The sequence below is a fragment of the Promicromonospora vindobonensis genome (assembly GCF_042685865.1).
Taxonomy (GTDB): domain Bacteria; phylum Actinomycetota; class Actinomycetes; order Actinomycetales; family Cellulomonadaceae; genus Promicromonospora; species Promicromonospora vindobonensis.
On the sequence record NZ_JBHUOG010000001.1, the window covers coordinates 2296008 to 2314935 of the forward strand.

16 protein-coding genes are annotated in these 18928 nt (G+C 69.7%); 7 read left to right on the forward strand and 9 right to left on the reverse strand.

Going from position 1 to position 18928, the window contains the following annotated elements; genetic code table 11:
- Positions 1-21: 21 nt before the first annotated feature.
- The 4 genes from ACFS27_RS10405 to ACFS27_RS10420 form a co-directional block, all read right to left on the reverse strand.
- Positions 22-402, reverse strand: coding sequence for an STAS domain-containing protein (locus ACFS27_RS10405; protein ID WP_253878273.1), 381 nt, complete (start codon positions 400-402; stop codon positions 22-24).
- Between the two features lie 265 nt (positions 403-667).
- Positions 668-1135, reverse strand: a complete 468-nt coding sequence (locus tag ACFS27_RS10410; RefSeq protein WP_377182610.1) for an aminoacyl-tRNA deacylase — start codon at positions 1133-1135, stop codon at positions 668-670.
- Between the two features lie 71 nt (positions 1136-1206).
- Complete coding sequence (locus ACFS27_RS10415) at positions 1207-1551, reverse strand: DUF2087 domain-containing protein (RefSeq protein WP_377182612.1); 345 nt, start codon at positions 1549-1551, stop codon at positions 1207-1209.
- A gap of 10 nt (positions 1552-1561) precedes the next feature.
- Entirely contained in the window at positions 1562-3478 is a 1917-nt protein-coding gene (locus ACFS27_RS10420; RefSeq protein ID WP_377182614.1) for a M15 family metallopeptidase, read from the reverse strand.
- 317 nt (positions 3479-3795) lie between these two features.
- On the opposite strand from ACFS27_RS10420, the gene ACFS27_RS10425 reads away from it, so the two are divergent.
- The 3 genes from ACFS27_RS10425 (at position 3796) to ACFS27_RS10435 (ending at position 5662) form a co-directional block, all read left to right on the forward strand.
- Complete coding sequence (locus ACFS27_RS10425) at positions 3796-4065, forward strand: hypothetical protein (RefSeq protein WP_377182616.1); 270 nt, start codon at positions 3796-3798, stop codon at positions 4063-4065.
- Between the two features lie 184 nt (positions 4066-4249).
- Entirely contained in the window at positions 4250-4753 is a 504-nt protein-coding gene (locus ACFS27_RS10430) for a hypothetical protein (RefSeq protein ID WP_377182618.1), read from the forward strand.
- A 207-nt stretch (positions 4754-4960) separates the two neighbouring features.
- The gene (locus ACFS27_RS10435) at positions 4961-5662 is read left to right on the forward strand and encodes an HNH endonuclease family protein (RefSeq protein ID WP_377182620.1); all 702 of its coding nucleotides are present in this window, start codon (positions 4961-4963) and stop codon (positions 5660-5662) included.
- A 36-nt stretch (positions 5663-5698) separates the two neighbouring features.
- Here ACFS27_RS10435 and ACFS27_RS10440 read toward each other — a convergent pair whose 3' ends face one another.
- On the reverse strand, positions 5699-6289 hold the full coding sequence (locus ACFS27_RS10440) for a hypothetical protein (protein ID WP_377182622.1): 591 nt from the start codon (positions 6287-6289) through the stop codon (positions 5699-5701).
- 155 nt (positions 6290-6444) lie between these two features.
- On the opposite strand from ACFS27_RS10440, the gene ACFS27_RS10445 reads away from it, so the two are divergent.
- Positions 6445-11190 carry a DUF3418 domain-containing protein gene (locus ACFS27_RS10445; RefSeq protein ID WP_377182624.1) on the forward strand — a complete coding sequence of 1582 codons (4746 nt, stop codon included), beginning with the start codon at positions 6445-6447 and terminating at the stop codon, positions 11188-11190.
- 31 nt (positions 11191-11221) lie between these two features.
- Here the strand turns inward: ACFS27_RS10445 and ACFS27_RS10450 are convergent, their stop codons facing one another.
- A complete protein-coding gene (locus ACFS27_RS10450) occupies positions 11222-11581 on the reverse strand; it encodes a hypothetical protein (protein ID WP_377182626.1) in 360 nt (119 codons plus the stop codon).
- 134 nt (positions 11582-11715) lie between these two features.
- On the opposite strand from ACFS27_RS10450, the gene ACFS27_RS10455 reads away from it, so the two are divergent.
- The 3 genes from ACFS27_RS10455 to ACFS27_RS10465 all read left to right on the forward strand — a co-directional run bounded on the left by ACFS27_RS10455 (position 11716) and on the right by ACFS27_RS10465 (position 13838).
- Entirely contained in the window at positions 11716-11913 is a 198-nt protein-coding gene (locus ACFS27_RS10455) for a PspC domain-containing protein (RefSeq protein WP_377182628.1), read from the forward strand.
- A 140-nt stretch (positions 11914-12053) separates the two neighbouring features.
- On the forward strand, positions 12054-12245 hold the full coding sequence (locus ACFS27_RS10460; RefSeq protein WP_377182630.1) for a PspC domain-containing protein: 192 nt from the start codon (positions 12054-12056) through the stop codon (positions 12243-12245).
- A 153-nt stretch (positions 12246-12398) separates the two neighbouring features.
- A complete protein-coding gene (locus ACFS27_RS10465; protein ID WP_377182632.1) occupies positions 12399-13838 on the forward strand; it encodes an alpha-amylase in 1440 nt (479 codons plus the stop codon).
- 124 nt (positions 13839-13962) lie between these two features.
- Here ACFS27_RS10465 and ACFS27_RS10470 read toward each other — a convergent pair whose 3' ends face one another.
- The 3 genes from ACFS27_RS10470 to ACFS27_RS10480 form a co-directional block, all read right to left on the reverse strand.
- Positions 13963-16392 (reverse strand): esterase-like activity of phytase family protein, encoded by a 2430-nt coding sequence (locus ACFS27_RS10470; protein WP_377182634.1) that lies wholly within the window; start codon positions 16390-16392, stop codon positions 13963-13965.
- A gap of 332 nt (positions 16393-16724) precedes the next feature.
- The gene (locus ACFS27_RS10475) at positions 16725-17108 is read right to left on the reverse strand and encodes a hypothetical protein (protein ID WP_377182636.1); all 384 of its coding nucleotides are present in this window, start codon (positions 17106-17108) and stop codon (positions 16725-16727) included.
- Between the two features lie 17 nt (positions 17109-17125).
- On the reverse strand, positions 17126-18865 hold the full coding sequence (locus ACFS27_RS10480) for a polymorphic toxin-type HINT domain-containing protein (RefSeq protein ID WP_377182638.1): 1740 nt from the start codon (positions 18863-18865) through the stop codon (positions 17126-17128).
- Positions 18866-18928 lie beyond the last annotated feature (63 nt).

Consider the following 18928-nt stretch of genomic DNA (forward strand, 5'->3'; position numbering starts at 1 on the left):
ACTCCTGCGTCGGGGTCCGACTCAGGCGCTGGCGGCGGCCTTGCGGACCACGGGGATCCGTTGACTGATACCGACCATGTCCAGGACCTCCATCACCACGGCGGACGGCTCACGGAGCAGGACGGGCGAACCCGTCTCCTCACCGAGCACGAACACCTGCAGGATGAAGGCCACCCCGGAGGAGTCGATGAACGTGACATCCCGCGCGTCGACGATGACGGGTTCGGGATCGGGTCGTGCGGCGAGCGTGGCCATCGCCTCGCTCGCGTTCTCGCGCAGCAGCGCGTCGATGTCGCCCCAGAGGGTCAGCACCGTGCCCTCGTAGGTGTTCCGGCAGGCGATACCAGAGCCCGGGCGTCCGGGAACCAGGTCCTGCGCTGAGTCTGACGGGAGAGGGTCCATGGGGTCATTCGCTCCGTCCTGCATTGGTCGAGCCTCGACTTCGCTAGACACTGACTTCTACACACTGACTTGCACTGACGACTTGGACGCTTCTTGGTGCTCTCTGACCGCTCCTTGGTCGGGAGGGGCAAGAATTGCCTAGGGCGAGTGTTCACCCGACAACCGACTTCCGTCCACCCCCAGGGCGTTACGGTCACGTTGCACGGAGGAGAACTGCCGGCCTCCGCTTCCTCGCGGGCCTGCTCGCCACCCGTCGGAGAGGGCCTCAGACAGGGTCGGTCACGTCCGCAACCGTGGCGTCGAGCGCCGCCGTGAGATCGACGGCGTCAACCGTGGCGCCCACACCGTGAGCACCTCCGCCGATCGACACCGGCCCCGGCTCACTGAGCCGAGAGTCTGCGACGACGGGCCACCTGTGGAACGAGCCGAACGGTGTGATGGTTCCCCGCTCGTAGCCCGTGACCTCGAAAGCCACCTCCTTGCTCGGCATCGACAGCCGAGACACGCCGAGCAGCGCACGCAGCTTCGGCCACGAGATCTGCCGGTCACCGGGAACCAGCACGAACAGGTAGTCCTCGTCCGCCCGGCGCACGACGATCGTCTTGATCAGCTTCGCCGGGTCGACGCCGCGGGCGGCGGCGGCCTCGGCGAGGCTGGCGACCTGACCGTGCCGCGTCACCTCGAACGGGATACCCGCCTCCTCGAGCGCGGCCACGGCGCGTTCTTCACTCATGAAATTTCCTATCCCGAAAATGCACGTCTTCGTTGTCTCGCAATATGGTCAAGACATCGCCAGGGGGCAACTCAGGCCCTGTGCTGATCGTCCGGGTCGTACTCGGTGCGCTCGGTACGCCAGTACTCGGCGCCGTCCCGCGTCCGTTGCACCAGGCCCTGGTCCACCATGGCACGTCTGAGGCCGGCCGGGTCCTGAGTCAGCTCGCGCAGCCGATCGGTGAGCTCCCGCTCCGTCACCGGCTCCAGCAGCACGGGCATCGCCTGGACCGCCAGATAGCGCGTCACGGCGATCTTGTCGCGCCACTTCCGCGGCATCGACTCCAGGCGACCAGAACGCAGGAAGCGCCGCGGGTCCCCCTTGGACCCTGCGGCGCCTGCCGTCGCCGGCTCGGGCGGCGTCTGCTCGACTGTCACGAACGGCTCGTCACTCCTCTGGCTGCTCGTCGACCGGCGCGAGCTTCTCCTCGGGGAGCGTCGCCGTGGGGCTGGAGGACGCCGAGGAGGTCGGCGTGGGAGCCGGCTCGTCGTCGCTCGGGCACGGGTCGGGCTCCTCGGCGTCGGCAGCCGTCTCGGCACTCGAGGCGGATGCCTCGTCGGACTCGGTCCCGTCGGGACACGCCGGGTCGGAAGGGCTCGGCGCGGGCTCCGACGGAGACGGTGACGGTACGGGCTCCGACGGGGTCGGCGTCGGCTTGGGATTGGTCGGCGTCGGCTTCGGGTTCGTCGGAGTCGGGTCAGGATCCGTCGGACTCGGCTTGGGGTCCGTCGGAGTCGGCTTCGGGTTCGTCGGTGTCGGCTTGGGACTCGACGGCTTGTCACCGCCCGGCTTGTCACTGCCCGGCTTGCTACCGCCCGGCTTGTCGCCCGGCCGGTCCCCAGGCTTGGAACCAGGCTTGCGGGGGCCGTCGTCGGAGCTGCCGTTCTTCGGCTTCGGGTCGAGCGCCGGCTTGTAGCGCGGGGTCGCGGAGTCCGTGGGCTCCCAGGTGCCGACGTCGGACGGGTCGATCGCGCGGTTGGGGATCGAACCCGCCGCGAAGAACTCGAAGTGCCACGGCTCCGGCTTCGAGCCGTCGAGCTGGGCCCACGACGGGTTGTCCCAGCCGTAGTCCGGGCCGTGCACGCGCAGCCATACGTACTCGGGCGAGTTGCCGCCGGCGATCGGGTTGTCCAGGTCCACCGCGATGCCCCAGCCGTGGTTCGAGGTGCCGGGGATCGCCGCGAGGTGGGGCTTCGCGCTGGCCACCGCGACCTGAAGCTCGTAGGACCGGTAGGAGTCGGTGAGCGGGATCGGGTAGCCGAACTCCTGCTCGAACTGCTCGCTGAGCGCCGTGAACCGCTCGGCCGCGTCGCAGCGCAGCATGTGCCCTGGCGCGAAGTCCAGGGGACACAGCACGTCGGCAGGGATGCGGCCGTTGGCGTACCCGGTGGTGGTGCCGCCGAACATGCTCACCACGTCGAGCAGGCTCTCTCGCAGCGAGAAGCCTCGGCGCTGCTCCGAACCCTGGCCCTCGCCCTCGACCTCGACCAGCGCGTTGGGCACCGAGGGGTCCAGCATGTTCGCGAGGCGGACGGCCGCGATGACCACCTCGTCGTAGGTGATGTAGCCGGCCTGCGGGTCTTCGTCGTGCGGGTCGATCACCGAGGTGCGCTCGTTCGACACCTGCACCGCCGGCGGGGCGTCGTCCTCGGGCCGGGGCACGTGCGGGGTCGTGCCCCGCTCGGGGCCGGTGTCCTGTTCGGAGTCGTCCCGCTCGGTGTCGGCGTTCTTCTTGGCACCGTCCTGCTTGGCGCCGCCCTTGCCCTCACCGTCACGCGCGGAGCCGTCACGCTTCCCTGCGTCGTCGCCCTTCTCTGCGCCGGCTTCCTTGTCGCTGTCCGCGGCGTCGTCGTCGGCCTGCTGGGAGTGGCGCGCCACCGGAGCGTCCTCGAGGCGGAGGCCCTCGTTGTTCTCACCGAACGCCAGCTGCTGCATCTGGTACGTCGTGTAGAGCATGCCGAGCTCGGCAGCAGCCTGGGCGACCGTGGGGCTGAAGTTCGGGCCCTCCTCCTGTGCCTGTTCCTCGGCCCGCTCGAGCACCGCGACGATCTGGCTCAGCGTGACGCCGTCCGGCGCGGAATCGGTCTCGCCGACGGTGACGCTCTCGATCAGCCCATAGAGGCGGATCGGCAGCTCGCCGTCGTTGCCGCCGGACGGGTGCGAGGCCGGGACGCTCGCCGAGGCGGTGAACAGCACACCCGCTGCGATCACCGTGGCGACTGCTCCGGTCCAGGCGGGACGGAGGAACCTCCGCAGGCCGGTACGGAAGTTGTGCGGAACGAGCTTCTTCGCCTGGTCGTTCACGCGTCGCCCCCTCGGTCGGTGCGCCATCTCACGGTGCATTGCGTTCCGTTCGGATCCTTGCACAGGACTATCACGTCGAGGTGAACTCAAGTGGCGTAATTTTCAGCGCTCAGGTGAACCGCTGTCCCCTGGGACGGTCCGAAGGTTCCGACATCGGCGACAGGCTCCACGATCGTCAAGAGTAACGATTCGGGCGTATAGCGCAATGAGGTCTTCCGGGTACATCTCGGATGCTCCACACTGGCCCGCGTCCGTACGTGCGCTTCCGCGCCCGCAGTCGAGCGGCCGGAACAGTGGCCGTGAAAGGAAAGTCCCTCATGACCGAGACCTCCAGTGCACCTGCCGTCCAGGGCGCGGTCCAGGACCCGCAGGCGAACACCCTGGCCATCGTGGGCTTCATCCTCGCTTTCATCGCCCCGCCGATCGGGATCGTCGTCTCGGCGATCGCCGTCTCGAAGGCCGGCAAGGCCGGCCTCGACAGCAAGCTCTCGAAGTGGGGCCTGGGTCTCGCGATCGCCTTCACGCTGGTGTACCTCGCACTGGTCGCCGCCGGCGTCTACGCGGCGCTCGCTGTGCCGACCATGTGACCGAGCTCGACCCGGGCGCCCGCACGGCACCCAGCAGCATCACCAGCAGCGCGGAGGCTGCCGCCCCAGGGGCGGCGGCCTCTGCCGCTTCAACGGGCGATACCGGTCTATCCAAGTCCATTCGGATACTCCAGAATATGGCCTGACATTTCCTAAAACCTGCAACCAGGGGAGCACTACCACCATGACCACGCCCGACACCACGACGCCCGAGGCCACTGTCGACGAGAACGCGGCGGCGACCGCCACCCAGGTCGTGGAGGCCGAGCCTGCCGCGTCGGAGGTGACGTCCGAGGCGAAGGCCGAGGCCGAGACGCAGGCCGTGGCCACCGAGGCCGTGGCCGCCGAGAGCCCGGCAGCGGTGACCCCCACGGAGTCCGTCACCGAGACCGCTGTGGCCGTGGCCGAGCCTGCCCCGGAGACCGCCGTCGTCGCGGGTGCCGCCGAGACCGTCGAGGAGGAGGACCCGCAGACCACGGTCTTCAGCCTCCTCACCTTCTTCCTCGCCGCGCTGCCGGTCATCGGCGTCATCCTGAACGCGATCGCCGTCGCCCGCGCCGGCAAGGAAGGCTTCGACCTGTGGCTCGCTCGCTGGGGCCTCGCGCTCGCCATCATCGAGACCATCGGCGCCCTGGCCCTGGTCGCCCTCGGCTACTACCTGGGCATGCTGACGGCCGGCACCGCCTGAGCGGCCGTCCCGGCTCCTCCACCCGGCCCGCCCGCCGGCCCCAGACGTACCAGACCCTCAGGTCACTCCCGTGGCCTGAGGGTCTGACGCTTTCTCAGCGGGCAGAGCGGGTGAAATTTCGCTAACCGTCACATCGTGGTCATTCGGCCGACACCGCCCACATCGACGATGAACGCGTCCAGGTCAGTCTCGAGGAAGGTCTGTCCCATGTCGCAGCTCGTCGTCCAGCGAGGCCTCCAGCGAGGCCCCGGGCAAGGGGTCCGGCGAGGACCTCGAACCCGCCCCCTGATCGCGTCGGTCACGGCCTTGGCGCTCGCCGCCCTGCTGACGGTGCTGCTTCCGCAGCCCGCTGGCGCCTACCCGCCGGACCTCCCGTCCAAGGCAGTGGCACAGTCAGAGCTCGACGCTCTCACGGTGCGGGCGGAGAGCTCCTCCGCCCCGTACGACCGCGACCTGTTCCCCCACTGGATCACCATCGACGGCTGCACCACCCGCGAGACCGTCCTGCGGCGCGACGGCGACGGCGTGGAGGTCGGCAGCGACTGCTATCCGACGGCGGGCAGCTGGTACAGCGAGTTCGACGGCGAGACCCGGACCGCGCCTGCCGACGTGCACATCGACCACGTGGTGGCCCTCTCCGAGGCCTGGGACTCCGGTGCCAGCGAGTGGACCACCGACCGCAGGCAGGACTTCGCGAACGACCTCACGGGCCCGCAGCTGATCGCCGTCACCGCCGAGGTGAACATCTCGAAGAGCGACCACGACCCCGCCGAGTGGGTTCCCCCGCTCGCCAGCAAGCGCTGCGCCTACGCGAAGATGTGGATCCACACGAAGTCCCGGTGGGACCTCAGCGTGGACCCGGCGGAAAGGACGGCACTGCAGCCGCTGCTCGACACCTGCTCGTACTGATCTCGTCCCGGCACGCGCAAGGGGGCAGACACTCCGTCACCGAACGTGACCGGGGCGCCCCAGCCGGACATGGGCCAGGGCAGCGTAGAGCGCCGTCTCAGCGTCCCGCGCGGCCTCGTAGGCGTCCTGGCAGGCGGCGTATCCCGCACAGGCCAGGTCGAGCACACCGATCGCCGCACCGGAGGCGTCCTCTGCCCGAGTCGGGTCACCACCGCTACCGAACGCCGGGAGCTCCGCCGCGCGCCGCTGCGCGACACGCAGGCCGGCGACCCCAGCGGCATGCCGGGCCCGACCCGCCTCCAGGGCGGACGCGTAGGTGTCGAGCACCGCGGCCACAGCGCCGAAGCCCGGCGCGCCGTCCCGCACGGCACGTGCCCCCGCACGGACCGCACCGGGGTCGCCGTCGGGCAGACGAGCGACCGCGGCGTCCCAGCCGGACGCGGTGACCCCCAGGTCGGCGAGCATGCGCGCGACCTGCTCCGGCGCTCCGCCGTGCTCGAACGCCTGCCGGGTGCGGCTCAGACCGTTGATCCGTACCTCGCACAGGTCGATGAGCTCGGTGAGGGTCATGTCGGCGCGTCCGCGACGGGCCGACACATCGGCGTCGACCTCCAGCTGCTCAGGCATCCCGCTCCCTCCGGCGTACCCGCACGTCACACGGATCTCGGCAGCCTAGGTCCCCGTCGGCGCCGGCGACATGGGGAGCGATCCCCATGTTCCAGGAACCGGTCGGGGTACCGTCGTGGCAAATCACCTTGCCGCGCCTGGGAGAATGAGGGGTTGTGAGTACCGAGCCTTCTTCCACCCCAGTGTCCGACGGCGATCGCGGCCGCCCGGGCGGAGGCCGGAACCGTCGCAGCGGGGCGGGCAAGCAGGACCGACAGAACCGTCGCCCCCGGCGCACGGGGCCGCAGCGCGTCTCGACGGCCCAGCTCGAGGCGGCGGCCGCCAAGCGGGCCGCCGTCGAGGTGCCGCCCATCACCTACCCTGCGCAGCTGCCCGTGTCCGCGCGCCGGGCGGACATCGCCGCCGCGATCCGCGACAACCAGGTCGTGATCGTGGCCGGTGAGACCGGCTCCGGCAAGACGACGCAGATCCCGAAGATCGCCCTCGAGCTGGGCCGTGGGCGCCAGGGCCAGATCGGGCACACGCAGCCCCGTCGGTTGGCCGCGCGCACGGTCGCGGAGCGGATCGCCGAGGAGCTCGGCACCCAGCTCGGCGGCGTGGTGGGCTACCAGGTCCGGTTCACCGACCAGTCCAGCGAGGACACGCTGGTCAAGGTCATGACCGACGGCATCCTGCTCGCCCAGATCCAGCGCGACCCGCAGCTGCTCGCCTACGACACGATCATCATCGACGAGGCGCACGAGCGGTCCCTGAACATCGACTTCCTGCTCGGCTACCTGTCGCGGCTGCTCCCCCAGCGGCCGGAGCTCAAGCTGATCATCACGTCGGCCACGATCGACTCGGAGCGGTTCGCCGCGCACTTCTCCCCCGGCGCCCTGGCGCAGCGGGGCGGCGCGCCGGACTACGTCACCGACGTGCTCCCCGCGCTCGCACCGATCGTCGAGGTCTCCGGCCGCACGTTCCCGGTGGAGATCCGCTACCACCCGCTGTCGCCGGACGAGGATCCCGCGCAGGGCGGCCCTGCCGACACCGACCGGTCCCGGCAGGACCGACCAGCGGGGAACGGGCGCTCCGGTGGGAACGCCCGACCGACGGGAGCGAAGGGGCCTCGACCGGCGACGGGCGCCCGGCCGGCGAAGCGAGGCGGCGAGGAGAAGGATCTCGTCACCGGCATCATCGAGGCGTGCGACGAGCTGTTGCGCGAGGGGAACGGCGACATCCTCGTGTTCCTCTCGGGTGAGCGCGAGATCCACGACACCGCTGACGGGCTCGCCGGGCACCTCAAGGAGCGCGCCCGGGACCCGAAGCATCCGCAGCACGTCGAGATCCTGCCGCTGTACGCACGACTGTCGAGCGCCGAGCAGCACCGGGTGTTCCAGCAGCACGCCTCGCGGCGCATCGTGCTGGCGACCAACGTCGCCGAGACGTCGCTGACCGTGCCGGGGATCCACTACGTGGTGGACCCTGGCACGGCCCGCATCAGCCGCTACTCCAAGCAGACCAAGGTGCAGCGGCTCCCGATCGAGCCGGTTTCGCAGGCCTCCGCCAACCAGCGCAGCGGCCGTTCGGGCCGGGTCGCCGACGGCATCGCGATCCGCCTCTACTCGGAGGACGACTTCAACGGCCGCCCCGAGTTCACCGAACCCGAGATCCTGCGTACGTCCCTGGCCTCCGTGCTCCTGCAGATGATCTCCGTCGGCGTGGTCAGCACGCCTGACGACGTCGCCCGCTTCCCCTTCGTCGAGCCGCCGGACACGCGCGCGATCCGCGACGGCGTCCAGCTGCTCACGGAGCTCGGCGCACTGGAGGAGGCCGACGGCGTCACCCGGCTCACCGACGTCGGCCGGACGCTCGCCCAGCTCCCCATGGACCCGCGCCTGGCGCGCATGGTCCTCGAGGGATCACGGCACGGCGTGGCCCGCGAGGTGGCGATCGTCGCGGCGGCGCTGTCGATCCAGGACCCCCGCGAGCGCCCGGCCGAGCAGCGCGCGCAGGCCGACCAGCTGCATGCCCGGTTCGCCGACCCGCGGTCCGACTTCCTCACCTATCTCAACCTCTGGGAGTACGTGCGGGAGCAGCAGCACCTGCTGTCGGGCTCGGCCTTCCGCCGCCAGTGCAAGGCCGAGTACCTGAACTTCCTGCGGATCCGCGAATGGCAGGACGTCGTGGCCCAGCTCCGCGAGATGTCGAAGCCACTGGGCATCGAGATGTCGTTCCAGCCGCGCCACCGTCCCTCCGCCGAGCCTGGACGGAGCGTCGGCGACCGGACCGGTGAGGCGGAGGTCGGCACGGACGAAGCGCCGTCGTACCGCCAGACCTGGGACGACGACACCATTCACAAGTCCCTGCTGGCGGGGCTGCTCTCGCAGCTCGGTATGCAGGACACCGGTGAGGTGAAGGCCTCTGCGGTAGCCCATCTCCGTGGGCAGCAGCGGGAGGTGGCGCTCAAGCGCGCCAAGAAGCAGGCCCGCAACGAGTACATCGGCGCCCGCGGGGCGCGGTTCGCGATCTTCCCCGGGTCCCCGCTGTCGAAGAAGCCGCCGGTGTGGATCATGGCGGGCGAGCTCGTCGAGACCAGCCGCCTGTGGGCACGGGACGTGGCTCGCATCCAGCCCGAGTGGGCAGAGGACCTGGCCGGGGAGCTCGCCAAGCACACCTACTCGGACCCGCACTGGTCGTCCAAGCAGGGCGCGGCCATGTGTACGGAGAAGGTGCTCCTGTACGGGGTGCCCATCGTGTCCGACCGTCGAGTGCTCTACGCGAAGGTGGACCCAGAGGCGGCGCGCGAGATGTTCGTGCGGCACGCGCTCGTGGAGGGTGACTGGACCACGCACCACCGGTTCTTCCATGACAACCGTGCGCTCCTCGAGGAGGCCGGCGAGCTCGAGGCCCGTTCCAGGCAGCGCGGCCTGGTCGCCGACGAGGACGATCTCTTCGCCTTCTACGACGAGCGTGTCCCCGACTCCGTGGTGTCCGCCGCGCACTTCGACCGCTGGTGGTCACGCGCGCGCAAGGAGACGCCGGATCTGCTCGCCTTCACGATGGAGCAGCTCGTCGGTGACGCGTCCGTTGACGCCACCGCGTTCCCCGAGAAGTGGCCCCAGGGCGAGCTCTCCCTGCCGCTCACCTATCAGTTCCAGCCGGGGTCCGACGCCGACGGTGTCACCGTGCACATCCCCATCGCCGTGCTCGCGCGAGTGGTGCCGGACGGGTTCGACTGGATGGTGCCAGGGCTCCTCGAGGAGCTGACGATCGCGACCATCAAGTCGCTGCCCAAGGTGGTGCGGCGCGAGCTCGTGCCTGCTCCCGACGTGGCGCGCGAGGTCGTCGGCTGGATCCGTGCCGAGTGCCCTGCCTGGGACGACGTCGTCAGGGCCGGCGACATGGCGGAGCCCTACGTCAGCGCGTTCACGCGGGCGGTCCGGGCGCTCCGCGACGTCGTGGTGCCGCCAGAGGTCTGGGACGACGAGCGGGTCGCGCGTCTTCCTGGGCATCTGCGGATGACGTTCCGAGTCATCGAGGAGCGCGGGCGGGGACGCGACGCGTCGTCGATCGTGCTGGACGAGTCGAAGGATCTGTTGCTGCTGCAGCGCACGTTGGCGGGGCGGGCGGAGGCGGCGGTGCGGTCGGCTGTGAAGGGCGCAGTTGGTCGGGCATTGGCTGAGGCTCGTTCTTCGGGTGTTTCGGGTGCTTCGGGTGCTTCGGGTGCTTCGGCTGGGGCGGGTGCGGAAGGCGAAGACCCTCGCGCGGACGCGTTCACGGGCCCCAGGGGGCCCTCCACTTCGGGAAGGGATACGTCCGCGCGAGGGTCTTCGCCTTCCGCACCCTCCATAGGCCCGTCGCCTTTGGAGGTGGGCAGCAGCTCCAGTCGGGGGGTGGTTGGCGGGGGTGTTGGTGTCGGAGCCTCCGGGAGTGCCGGGGGTGGTGATGTCGTTGGCGAGCAGAGCGGGCTGACGTCTTGGCCTTCCGGGCTGCCCGACGGCGGAGTGTTGCCTCTGTCCGTGTCCACCGACGTCGGGGCCGGGGTGGTGGTGCGGGGGTTCCCGGCGCTCGTGGAGGAGGCTGCTCCCAAGGTAAAGGGGCAGGCTCGGTCCATGGGGGTGGCCCTCCGGATCCTGGCGGACGAGACGCAGCGGGACGCGCTGCATGCCGCCGGGGTGCGGCGGCTCCTGTTGTCCGAGGTCGCGCTGGGTACCGGGCGGATCACCACGCGGTGGACCGCGACGCAGTCGTTGACGATGGCGGCGTCGCCGTATCCGAATACCGAGGCGCTGGTCGCCGATCTGCAGCTGGCGGCTGTTGTCTCGTTGACGTCTGGTGCGGACTCGGCGCGGTACGACACGCCGCCGGGCGGGTTGGACGCTGCATCGGTGCGGTCCGCTGCTGCGTACGCCGACGCGCTGGCGTTCGTACGGAAGCACCTGGAGGACGAGGTGTACCGCGTCGTCGGGCACGTGGTGGCCGCGCTGTCGGCGAGCCGGACGCTCGAGGCGGAGATCCGCGCGTCGGGCAGCCTTGCCCTCCTGAACACGCTGCAGGACCTCCGCGAGCACCGCGTGAGCCTGGTCAACGACGGGTTCGTGTCCGCGACGCCCCCACGCCGGCTGCCGCACCTGGCGCGCTACCTGCGGGCGGGCTCGCACCGCCTCACGAAGGCGGCGGAGAACCCAGCTCGGGACGCCGACCTCGCCTGGCGGATCGGCGACGTGACCGCCGCCTACGAGAAGGCGCAGGCAGCGTACGCGGCAGGCTCCCCCGACGCCGCCCGCGCCGCCGAGCTGGCCGACGTGCGGTGGATGCTCGAGGAGCTGCGCGTCTCGTTGTTCGCGCAGCAGCTCGGCACGGACGGCCCGGTCAGCGAGAAGCGGATCCGCAAGGTGCTGGCGCCGAACGGCTGGTGAGTCCGGCGCCGGCCGGTGCGTCTCGCCGCGGTCAGGGACTCAGCGCTTGAAGGCCGCTCGGCCGTAGCCGCTTCATCAGGCGACGTTCGCCCTTCTTGACGAGCACCACCTGCACCGCCGTGTTGCGGTACCTGTAGGACTCCGTGCCTGCGCCGCCGCCGTTCTTCGCCCAGCCGAGCCACCCGATCCCGGACACGTGGACGCGGTAGTAGATGTCATACCGCTTCGCCATCTCGCCGGTGAGGCGCATCTTGTAGGCGGAGGTGCGGTTCTTGCCGTGGTACGTGCCGGCGACCTTCGTGTCGCGCACGTAGGACCGCCAGCCGTCGCCCTCCACCTTGGCCGCCACCTGGACCCCGCCCGAATACCGGCCGTCCACGTCCACCCGCACGGCGTTCAGCCGCTGTGCGGTGCTGGTGTGGCCCGCGGCGTCAAGGACCCCTGGCTCGCCCCCTAGCCAGGTCAGGGGCGGGCCGGGGGAAAACCCGATGGCTCCCGGCTCGCCACACGCATACCGTCGAGGGCATGAGCACACCGAAGCTGTCCCGTCCTCGCCAGGGCCGCATGATCGCAGGCGTCTGCGCCGGTATCGCCCGCCGCTTCGGCTGGGACCCCACCATCGTGCGGGTCGTCGCGGTCGCCTCGATCCTCATCCCCGGTCCGCAGGTCCTGGCCTACCTGATCTGCTGGGTCTTCATCCCGAACGAGCGCCAGGCCGCCTGACCAGCCCGGCCGGCGAGGCGTGCTCCGCCCTGACGATCCAGTTCTCGCGCGCCGACCCCCCGTTTCCCAGGGCTCGTTCAGGGCCGGACCGGGGGATCACCGGATACCCCGGTCGCCGCACCGCGCGTAGCGTCGAAGCCATGAGCACACAGACTCTCTCCCGTCCGCGCCGGGGGCGCATGATCGCCGGCGTCTGCGCCGGCGTCGCCCGCCGATTCGGTTGGGACCCCACTCTGGTGCGGGTCCTCACCGTCGCGTCCTTCCTCATCCCCGGGCCGCAGTTCCTCGCGTACCTCGCGTTCTGGATCCTCATGCCGAACGACCCCGCGTAGGCCTGCTCGCGCCTCCGACACGCCGGGACCCGGGCATTTTCACCCCGGGCCTGGCGTGTCGTCGCAGGTTTCTGCAACGCTTGCAGCAAGATCCGGAAACGGCCGTGCAATGCCGCACGCACCAAGCCCGGGACGACGCCGCAAGGAGCCGCAATGACGCGCCATCCGAACGTGCCACGCCGCCTGCTCGCCACCCTGACGACCATTGCCACCGCATTCACCCTCGGCCTGGCGGGGGCCGCGGCCATGCCCGCGGCGGAACCGGCCCGCGCCGCGACCCCTCCGCACGGCGCCGGAGACGTCATCCTCAACCTGTTCCAGTGGACCTGGGACTCCGTCGCCGCGGAGTGCGCCGACGTCGTCGGCCCCGCCGGGTTCGGCTACGTGCAGGTCTCCCCGCCGATGGAGCACATCCGTGGCACGCAGTGGTGGACGTCGTACCAGCCGGTGAGCTACCGGATCGAGTCAAAGCTCGGCACCCGTGCCGAGTTCGCGAACATGGTCGCCACCTGCGACGCCGCCGGGGTAGGTGTGATCGCCGACGCGGTCGTGAACCACATGGCCGGCGCCGGCCAGTCGGGTACCGGCGTGGCCGGGACCGCCTACTCGGAGGACAACTTCACCGGCACGTACGGAGCGCAGGACTTCAACGACTGCCGCACCGACATCGCCGACTACACGAACCGCTACGAGGTCCAGCACTGTCGGCTGGTCGCGCTGCAGGACCTGCGCACGGGTTCCGACTATGTGCGCGGCCGGCTCGCCGCCTATCTCGACGACCTGGTCTCGCTCGGCGTGGACGGGTTCCGGATCGACGCGTCGAAGCACGTCCCGGCGTCGGACCTGGAGGCGATCAAGTCACGGATGAGCAACCCGAACGTGTTCTGGGTGCACGAGGTGATCGGGGCCGCCGGCGAGCCGATCCAGCCGGCCGAGTACCTGGGCAGCGGCGACTCGCACGAGTTCAACTATGCGCGGCAGCTCAGGGCGAACTTCGACGGGCAGATCAAGAACCTGCGGTTCATCGGCGACGGCAAGCTGCCGTACGACCGGGCCGGCGTGTTCGTGGACAACCACGACACCGAGCGCAACGGCGAGTCCATGAACTACAAGTGGGGCGCCAAGTACGTACTGGCCAACACGTTCCTGCTGTCCTGGCCGTACGGGTCCCCCACCGTGTACTCGGGCTACGAGTTCTCGAACCACGACGCCGGCGCACCCGGCGCCACCACGGCCACCGTTCCCGACGCCACCTGCGGCGCCGGGCAGTGGACCTGCACGCAGCGCTGGACGGAGGTTCGCGGCATGGTCGGGTTCCACAACGCGGTGGCCGGCACCCAGGTCACGAACTGGTGGGACGACGGCGGCAACCTCGTGAGCTACGGCCGAGGCGATCGGGGGTACGTGGTGCTGAACAACACGGCGTCGACCGTACAGCGCTCGTTCCACACCTCGCTGCCCGCCGGTACGTACTGCGACGTCGTGGCGTCCTCGGACTGCTCGGTGACGCGGACCGTCAACGGGGACGGCTGGTTCACGGCGTCGATCCCGGCGTACGGCGCCCTGGCGCTCCACGTGAACGCCCGAGGCTGACCGAGGGCGACTACACCCGTGCGGGGTGTGTTGCGCAGAGTAGACACGGTCTGCTCAGCGCAACACACTCCGCAGATCTGAGGTCATCTCGCCGGTCGAGCGACAAGCTCGACCAGCGGAGGACTCAGCGGAACAGCTTGCGTGCCTTGCCCAGATCGAGGAAGACCGTCTCGCCCGTCGCGTCCTGGACGCCGTCGTTGTCCGTCACGGCGTACACGCGGCCGTCGCCTCCGATCGTCAGGCCCTCGAGCTTCTCCTGCGTCCAGCCGTTGGTCGCGCGCAGTGCGGGCAGCACGTCGATCGCCAGGTGCTTGCGCAGCACCGGGACGGTCCCCGGCCGCGGGTCGCGCTCCGGCAGGTCGACCGTGTACACGGCCTTGAGCTTCGCTGCAGGGCCGTTGAGCTTGTCGCGCTCGATGACCGCGAGCGTGTCGCGGTCCACCACCGTGACCTCGGACAGGCCCACCCAGTCGCCGTCGGCCGTCGGCCGGGACAGCGGGTAGCCGAACCAGGCCCACTCGCCGGTCGCGACGTCGTAGCGTCCGATGCGGGCGTAGCCGCCCACACCGTCGTCGCTGGTCAGGCCGCGCTGCAGTGCGACGAACAGGTGCTCGCCGGTCCGGTCGACGGTGCCGGACACGCCCTCGATGCCCCACTTGCCGAGGCCGTCGGCGACGTCGTCGGGCAGGCTGACGCGCTCCTCGACCCGGCCCGACGCCGACACGCGCACGAGCGCGTTCTCCGGCCCGGTCGCACCCTCGACGCCCAGCCAGAATCCGCCCGGCTTGCCCTTGACCGACGGCCGGGCCCAGATGCCCTCGGCGTCCAGACCGACCGGCGAGCCGTCCTCCGTGACGACGATCTCGCGGTCGATCACCGCGGGCCCGGCGTTCTTGCCACGCTGGCCGGCGGTCGAGACGGAGAGGATCGACGTGGGCGACATCGCGGCGTCGGTCACGGTCCAGAGGCGGTCCCGCTTCGTCGGGTCAGCGGAGAGGGCCCCGAGCGCGGTCCAGCCGATGGGCTTCGCCGTCCCGGCCTCGGTGCGCGCGTCAGCGGACACGATGGACGGGAACGCGGGCGTGCCCGCGGCACCCCGCAGGTACCGCTGGCCCTTGCCGAACACGGACACGGAGGCACGGACGCCGTCCTCGGCCGAGTCCTCCTCGGAGGACACGACGAGCAGGTTCCGCGACGGCACAGGCAGGAGCCCTTCCGGGCCGTTGGTCGTGGCCAGGACCTGCACGGACCGCGGGGAAGCCGGGTCGGACACGTCGTAGACAGCCACGAAGTTGGACCGCTCGGAGCCCACGAACGCGTAGCGGACGCCGTCGAGCGTCGCGACCGCGAGACCCTCCATCTCCACGCCCTTCTTGCCCGCGCGATCGTCGTTGTGCAGGCCGACGCGCACGGCGAGCTCCTCGAGCTCGGCACCCGCGTCCCACACGACGTCGCCCGTCGCGGCCTCGAAGACCGTCCAGCCGCGCGTGCCGCCCTTCCAGTCGCCCTCGTTCGCGGTGGCGACGTGCTCGTCGTCCACCCAGCCGATGGCGTCGGGCTCGCGCGGGGCCGCTTCGGTGGAGCCGGTCTGGTCGATGGCGCCGTCGTCGTCGACGTCGACGCCCTCTAGTGCGACCTCGCCCGCCGAGAACACGTTCTCGAGCTCGCCGGTCACGACGTCGAGCACGGCGACGCCGTTGTTCTCCTGGAGCGTCACCGCGACCTTGGTGTCGGACGGGTTGATCGCCACGTACTCCGGCTCGGCGTCCTGCGGGGTGTCGAGGCCTGCGGCGCCGAGCGCCGCGACGTCGAGCGCCACGGGACGGGTCTGCCAGGCCTCTGGGTCGGTGCCCGGGAGGTCGACGAACTGCAGGAACCCGGCGGGCGCCTGCGGGAGGTCGCCCTCCTCGCCCCCGCCGGTGTCGGCAAGGACGTCCTCGTCCCGCTGGTTCTCCATGGCGATGACGGCGCGGGCGCCGTCGTGCGTGATCGCGATCGAGTCGGGCTGGCCGCCCAGGTCGATCGAGCGGACGCGGGTGCGCGTCGCGAGGTCGACGACGTCGAGGCGGCCGGACGGTGAGGTGAACGACGTCGAGCTGTCGACGACGACGAGCACGTAGTCGCCGACGACGGCTACCGACGTCGGCTCGTCGTGCTCCGAGCCGAGCTCGGCGAGCGACAGGGAGCCGAGGCCCCGCGGAGTGCCGGGGTCGCTGATGTCGACGAACCCGATGCGGCGTGCGGCGGCGTCGGTGTGAATGAGGGTGTTGCCGTCCTCGCTGACAGCGGAGATCTCGGCGACCGTCTCGTCAGCGGGGTCGGTGCCCGCGGGGGCGTTCTGGAAGACGGGGTAGGTGGCGAGACGGTGGAAGGTCTCACGGGGCTTGGTCGAGGTGAGCGCGCTGGTCGAGCCGAGCGCGTTGGTCGAGGTGAACCCGCTGGTCGAGCCTGTCGAGGCCTGCTGCCCGACGGCGAATGCCGGAAACGCGCTCAGCCCCAGTGCGAGGGCGGCGCCGGAAGCGATGAATGCCGCATGGCGGCGGTTGGGGGACACGCTGCGCACGCTTGCCTGATCCGGTGGCGACCGGGCGGACCCGAGATTGCGAGCGCGCGTCCTCAAGGTGAAGGTTGGGGAGGCCGCCCTCAAGAAGCAGCCGGTGCACGCCGTCGAGCTCTATCCGCGCCTGTCGCTCCTGACCGGTCCCGCTGGCAGCACCTACGGGGACGACGAACAGGAGGTCCACGCTGTACCCGAAGTTCCGCGTCGTCAGATCCGTGAGGATCGCCTCTTCGAGGCCCGACATCGACTCCAGACGGCTTGCCGCTTCGTCCCACCCGGTCACTTGGATACAACTCCGATCTGGAACGGTGGAACCGAGCTTCTAGCTATAGCGTCAGATGTGCAGGATCGAGTTGTGCACTTGACCAGAGGACACCGTTTCCATCCAGCACCCACGTTGCCTGCGACCGTGCCGCAGCGACCGTTCGAACCCATTCAACGAATTGCTCGGTCGAACGACACTCGGCCCAACACGACGTCGCCGTGGTGAATTCCGGAAGATCATTGACGTCACCCTTGATCTCCTCGGGCTCCTCGTTCAAATCGAATTCGAACTCCGGGCCCAGGCCCCCATAAACAGTGAAAAGCGTTCCGTCGGCACTGCTGACCTGCGCAACATTATCTCCGGACGTGCCGCCGTGGGCGACAAGAACCCGCTCTATCTGGGCATAGAGATCCTCTTCACCAGAAACAATGAAAGCACCCTTCATCGAAAATCAACTCCTCATCATGGTGTAATTCGGGCGATAAGGTCCGCCGTGTTCGTGAAAATCTCGTGTCCCTTGCGGGCCGCATCTGCGATCGCTGCGGGCTTGGGCGTATCCGGGGCGAATCCAATACAGTCCCGCCCTGTAGTGTCCTTTGTCTTCTCGATCTGCCCGCCAAGACCTCTTGCGTTATCCTTTTTCACCTGAATGACGATTCCGTCGTTCAGCTCGATATCGACTTCCCTCTTCAAACCCTTGTTCGGCCCGCTGGTCATCTCGACATAGTCGTTGACCTTCTTGACACGTCCCGGGAATGCCGCATCGATATCGTTGGCCAGTTTACCTACATGCGCATCTGTCGAAGTCCAGACCTTCGGGGCCGACCCGCCGTGGGTGTTGTGGACCAGGACGGGTGTGGTGCCGGCGTGGACGTAGTAGTTGAGGTTGTTCTCGACGTGGAAGTTGTAGACGTTCTCGATGTCCGCGAGGTCGCGTTGCTCGACCTCGACGGCCTCCAGGACGGTGGTGCCGTCCGGGGTGATCAGCACGTCGCCGGGATGCAGGTTGCCGGCCATCTGCCAGCCCTTGTCCTGGACCATGAACGGGTGCTCCGCGGTCGTCGAGACCGTTGCACCGTTGATGGTCAGGTGGTGCAGGACCACGGTCTGGTGCACGAACGTCTCGGCGACCAGCTGCAGCTCGTCCAGACCGGTGGTGAGGTTGCGGGTCCAGACCTTGTCCCCGACCGTGATGTCCTCGATCGGCTTGGTGCCGTCCGCCGTCAGGACCGGGGTACCGGCCACGAAGCAGGCCCCGAACCCCAGCTTGCAGTTCTTGCCCGACCGCACGCCCTGCTTGACCGCCGTCTTGCTGATCCCCTTCGCCAGCCCGGTCGCAGCCTTCGCCGCAGCACCCAGCCCGATCAACGACAACGCAGCGCCCGCGATCGCCAGCCCGGCTTCGGCCCAGGACCGTTCCCCCGTCGCGGCCAGCGTGATGTTCGCGACCGCGCTGACGATCGCCGCGACCGCGGCGATCACGATCAGCACCCCCGCCAGCGCGGTACCGACCACCGGGATGAACGCGACGATGATCGCGAGGATCCCGGCGATCGTGGAGATCATGTCGGCGATGTCCGCGATCGCGGCGACGAGCTTGGAACCCCAGTTGTCCCACCACCCGTCGTTCAGGTCGTCGGAGGAGGTGATCTCCTCGATCCGGTCGATCGCATGCTCCGCCGCCCGGTCCCGGTCCGAGACCGCGGACTCGACCGTCGACTTCGCCGAGGAGATGATCCCGGCGGCCTGGTCCGCGTCGCCGCCGGCCTGCTCGGCCTTCTGCTCGTACTCCCGCTTCTCGGTCTCGTCCTTCGCACTGTCGGCCAGGTCCTGCCACCGGTCCTTGGACCCCGACGCGGCCTGCACCTGATCCTGCGCATCGCGCGCCTTGTCCAGGGCGGCCAGGGTCTCGGACTGCACCCGTTCCAGGGAGGACGCGTACCCGACCAGGGCTTCGCCGGCGGCGACGTACCGGCCGTGCGCCTTACGAACCTCGCCGATGGTGTCTTCCTTGGTCGCCATCAACGCGTCCACCGCCTGGGAGATGGTCCCGTCCACGTCCAACCGGGACATCGAGGAGGCGGCACTGTCGATCGACTCAGCGACCTCCAGATACTCCTGCCCACCCGAGAGGACCAGCACCGGATCACCGGGCGTGGGATCGGCATCCAGACCGACCGGAGACCAATCAGACGGCCTCACAGAACTGCTCCTGCACTCGCTGCACCGACACGCGGATCCGTCATCGAAACCACCTCCGAACAG

What these genes read in the sequence shown, in the direction of transcription:
- ACFS27_RS10405 (WP_253878273.1), bottom strand. Translation starts at nt 402, where the DNA reads ATGGACCCTCTCCCGTCAGACTCAGCGCAGGACCTGGTTCCCGGACGC.
- ACFS27_RS10410 (WP_377182610.1), bottom strand. Translation starts at nt 1,135, where the DNA reads ATGAGTGAAGAACGCGCCGTGGCCGCGCTCGAGGAGGCGGGTATCCCG.
- ACFS27_RS10425 (WP_377182616.1), top strand. Translation starts at nt 3,796, where the DNA reads ATGACCGAGACCTCCAGTGCACCTGCCGTCCAGGGCGCGGTCCAGGAC.
- ACFS27_RS10430 (WP_377182618.1), top strand. Translation starts at nt 4,250, where the DNA reads ATGACCACGCCCGACACCACGACGCCCGAGGCCACTGTCGACGAGAAC.
- ACFS27_RS10435 (WP_377182620.1), top strand. Translation starts at nt 4,961, where the DNA reads ATGTCGCAGCTCGTCGTCCAGCGAGGCCTCCAGCGAGGCCCCGGGCAA.
- ACFS27_RS10440 (WP_377182622.1), bottom strand. Translation starts at nt 6,289, where the DNA reads ATGCCTGAGCAGCTGGAGGTCGACGCCGATGTGTCGGCCCGTCGCGGA.
- ACFS27_RS10455 (WP_377182628.1), top strand. Translation starts at nt 11,716, where the DNA reads ATGAGCACACCGAAGCTGTCCCGTCCTCGCCAGGGCCGCATGATCGCA.
- ACFS27_RS10460 (WP_377182630.1), top strand. Translation starts at nt 12,054, where the DNA reads ATGAGCACACAGACTCTCTCCCGTCCGCGCCGGGGGCGCATGATCGCC.
- ACFS27_RS10465 (WP_377182632.1), top strand. Translation starts at nt 12,399, where the DNA reads ATGACGCGCCATCCGAACGTGCCACGCCGCCTGCTCGCCACCCTGACG.
- ACFS27_RS10475 (WP_377182636.1), bottom strand. Translation starts at nt 17,108, where the DNA reads ATGAAGGGTGCTTTCATTGTTTCTGGTGAAGAGGATCTCTATGCCCAG.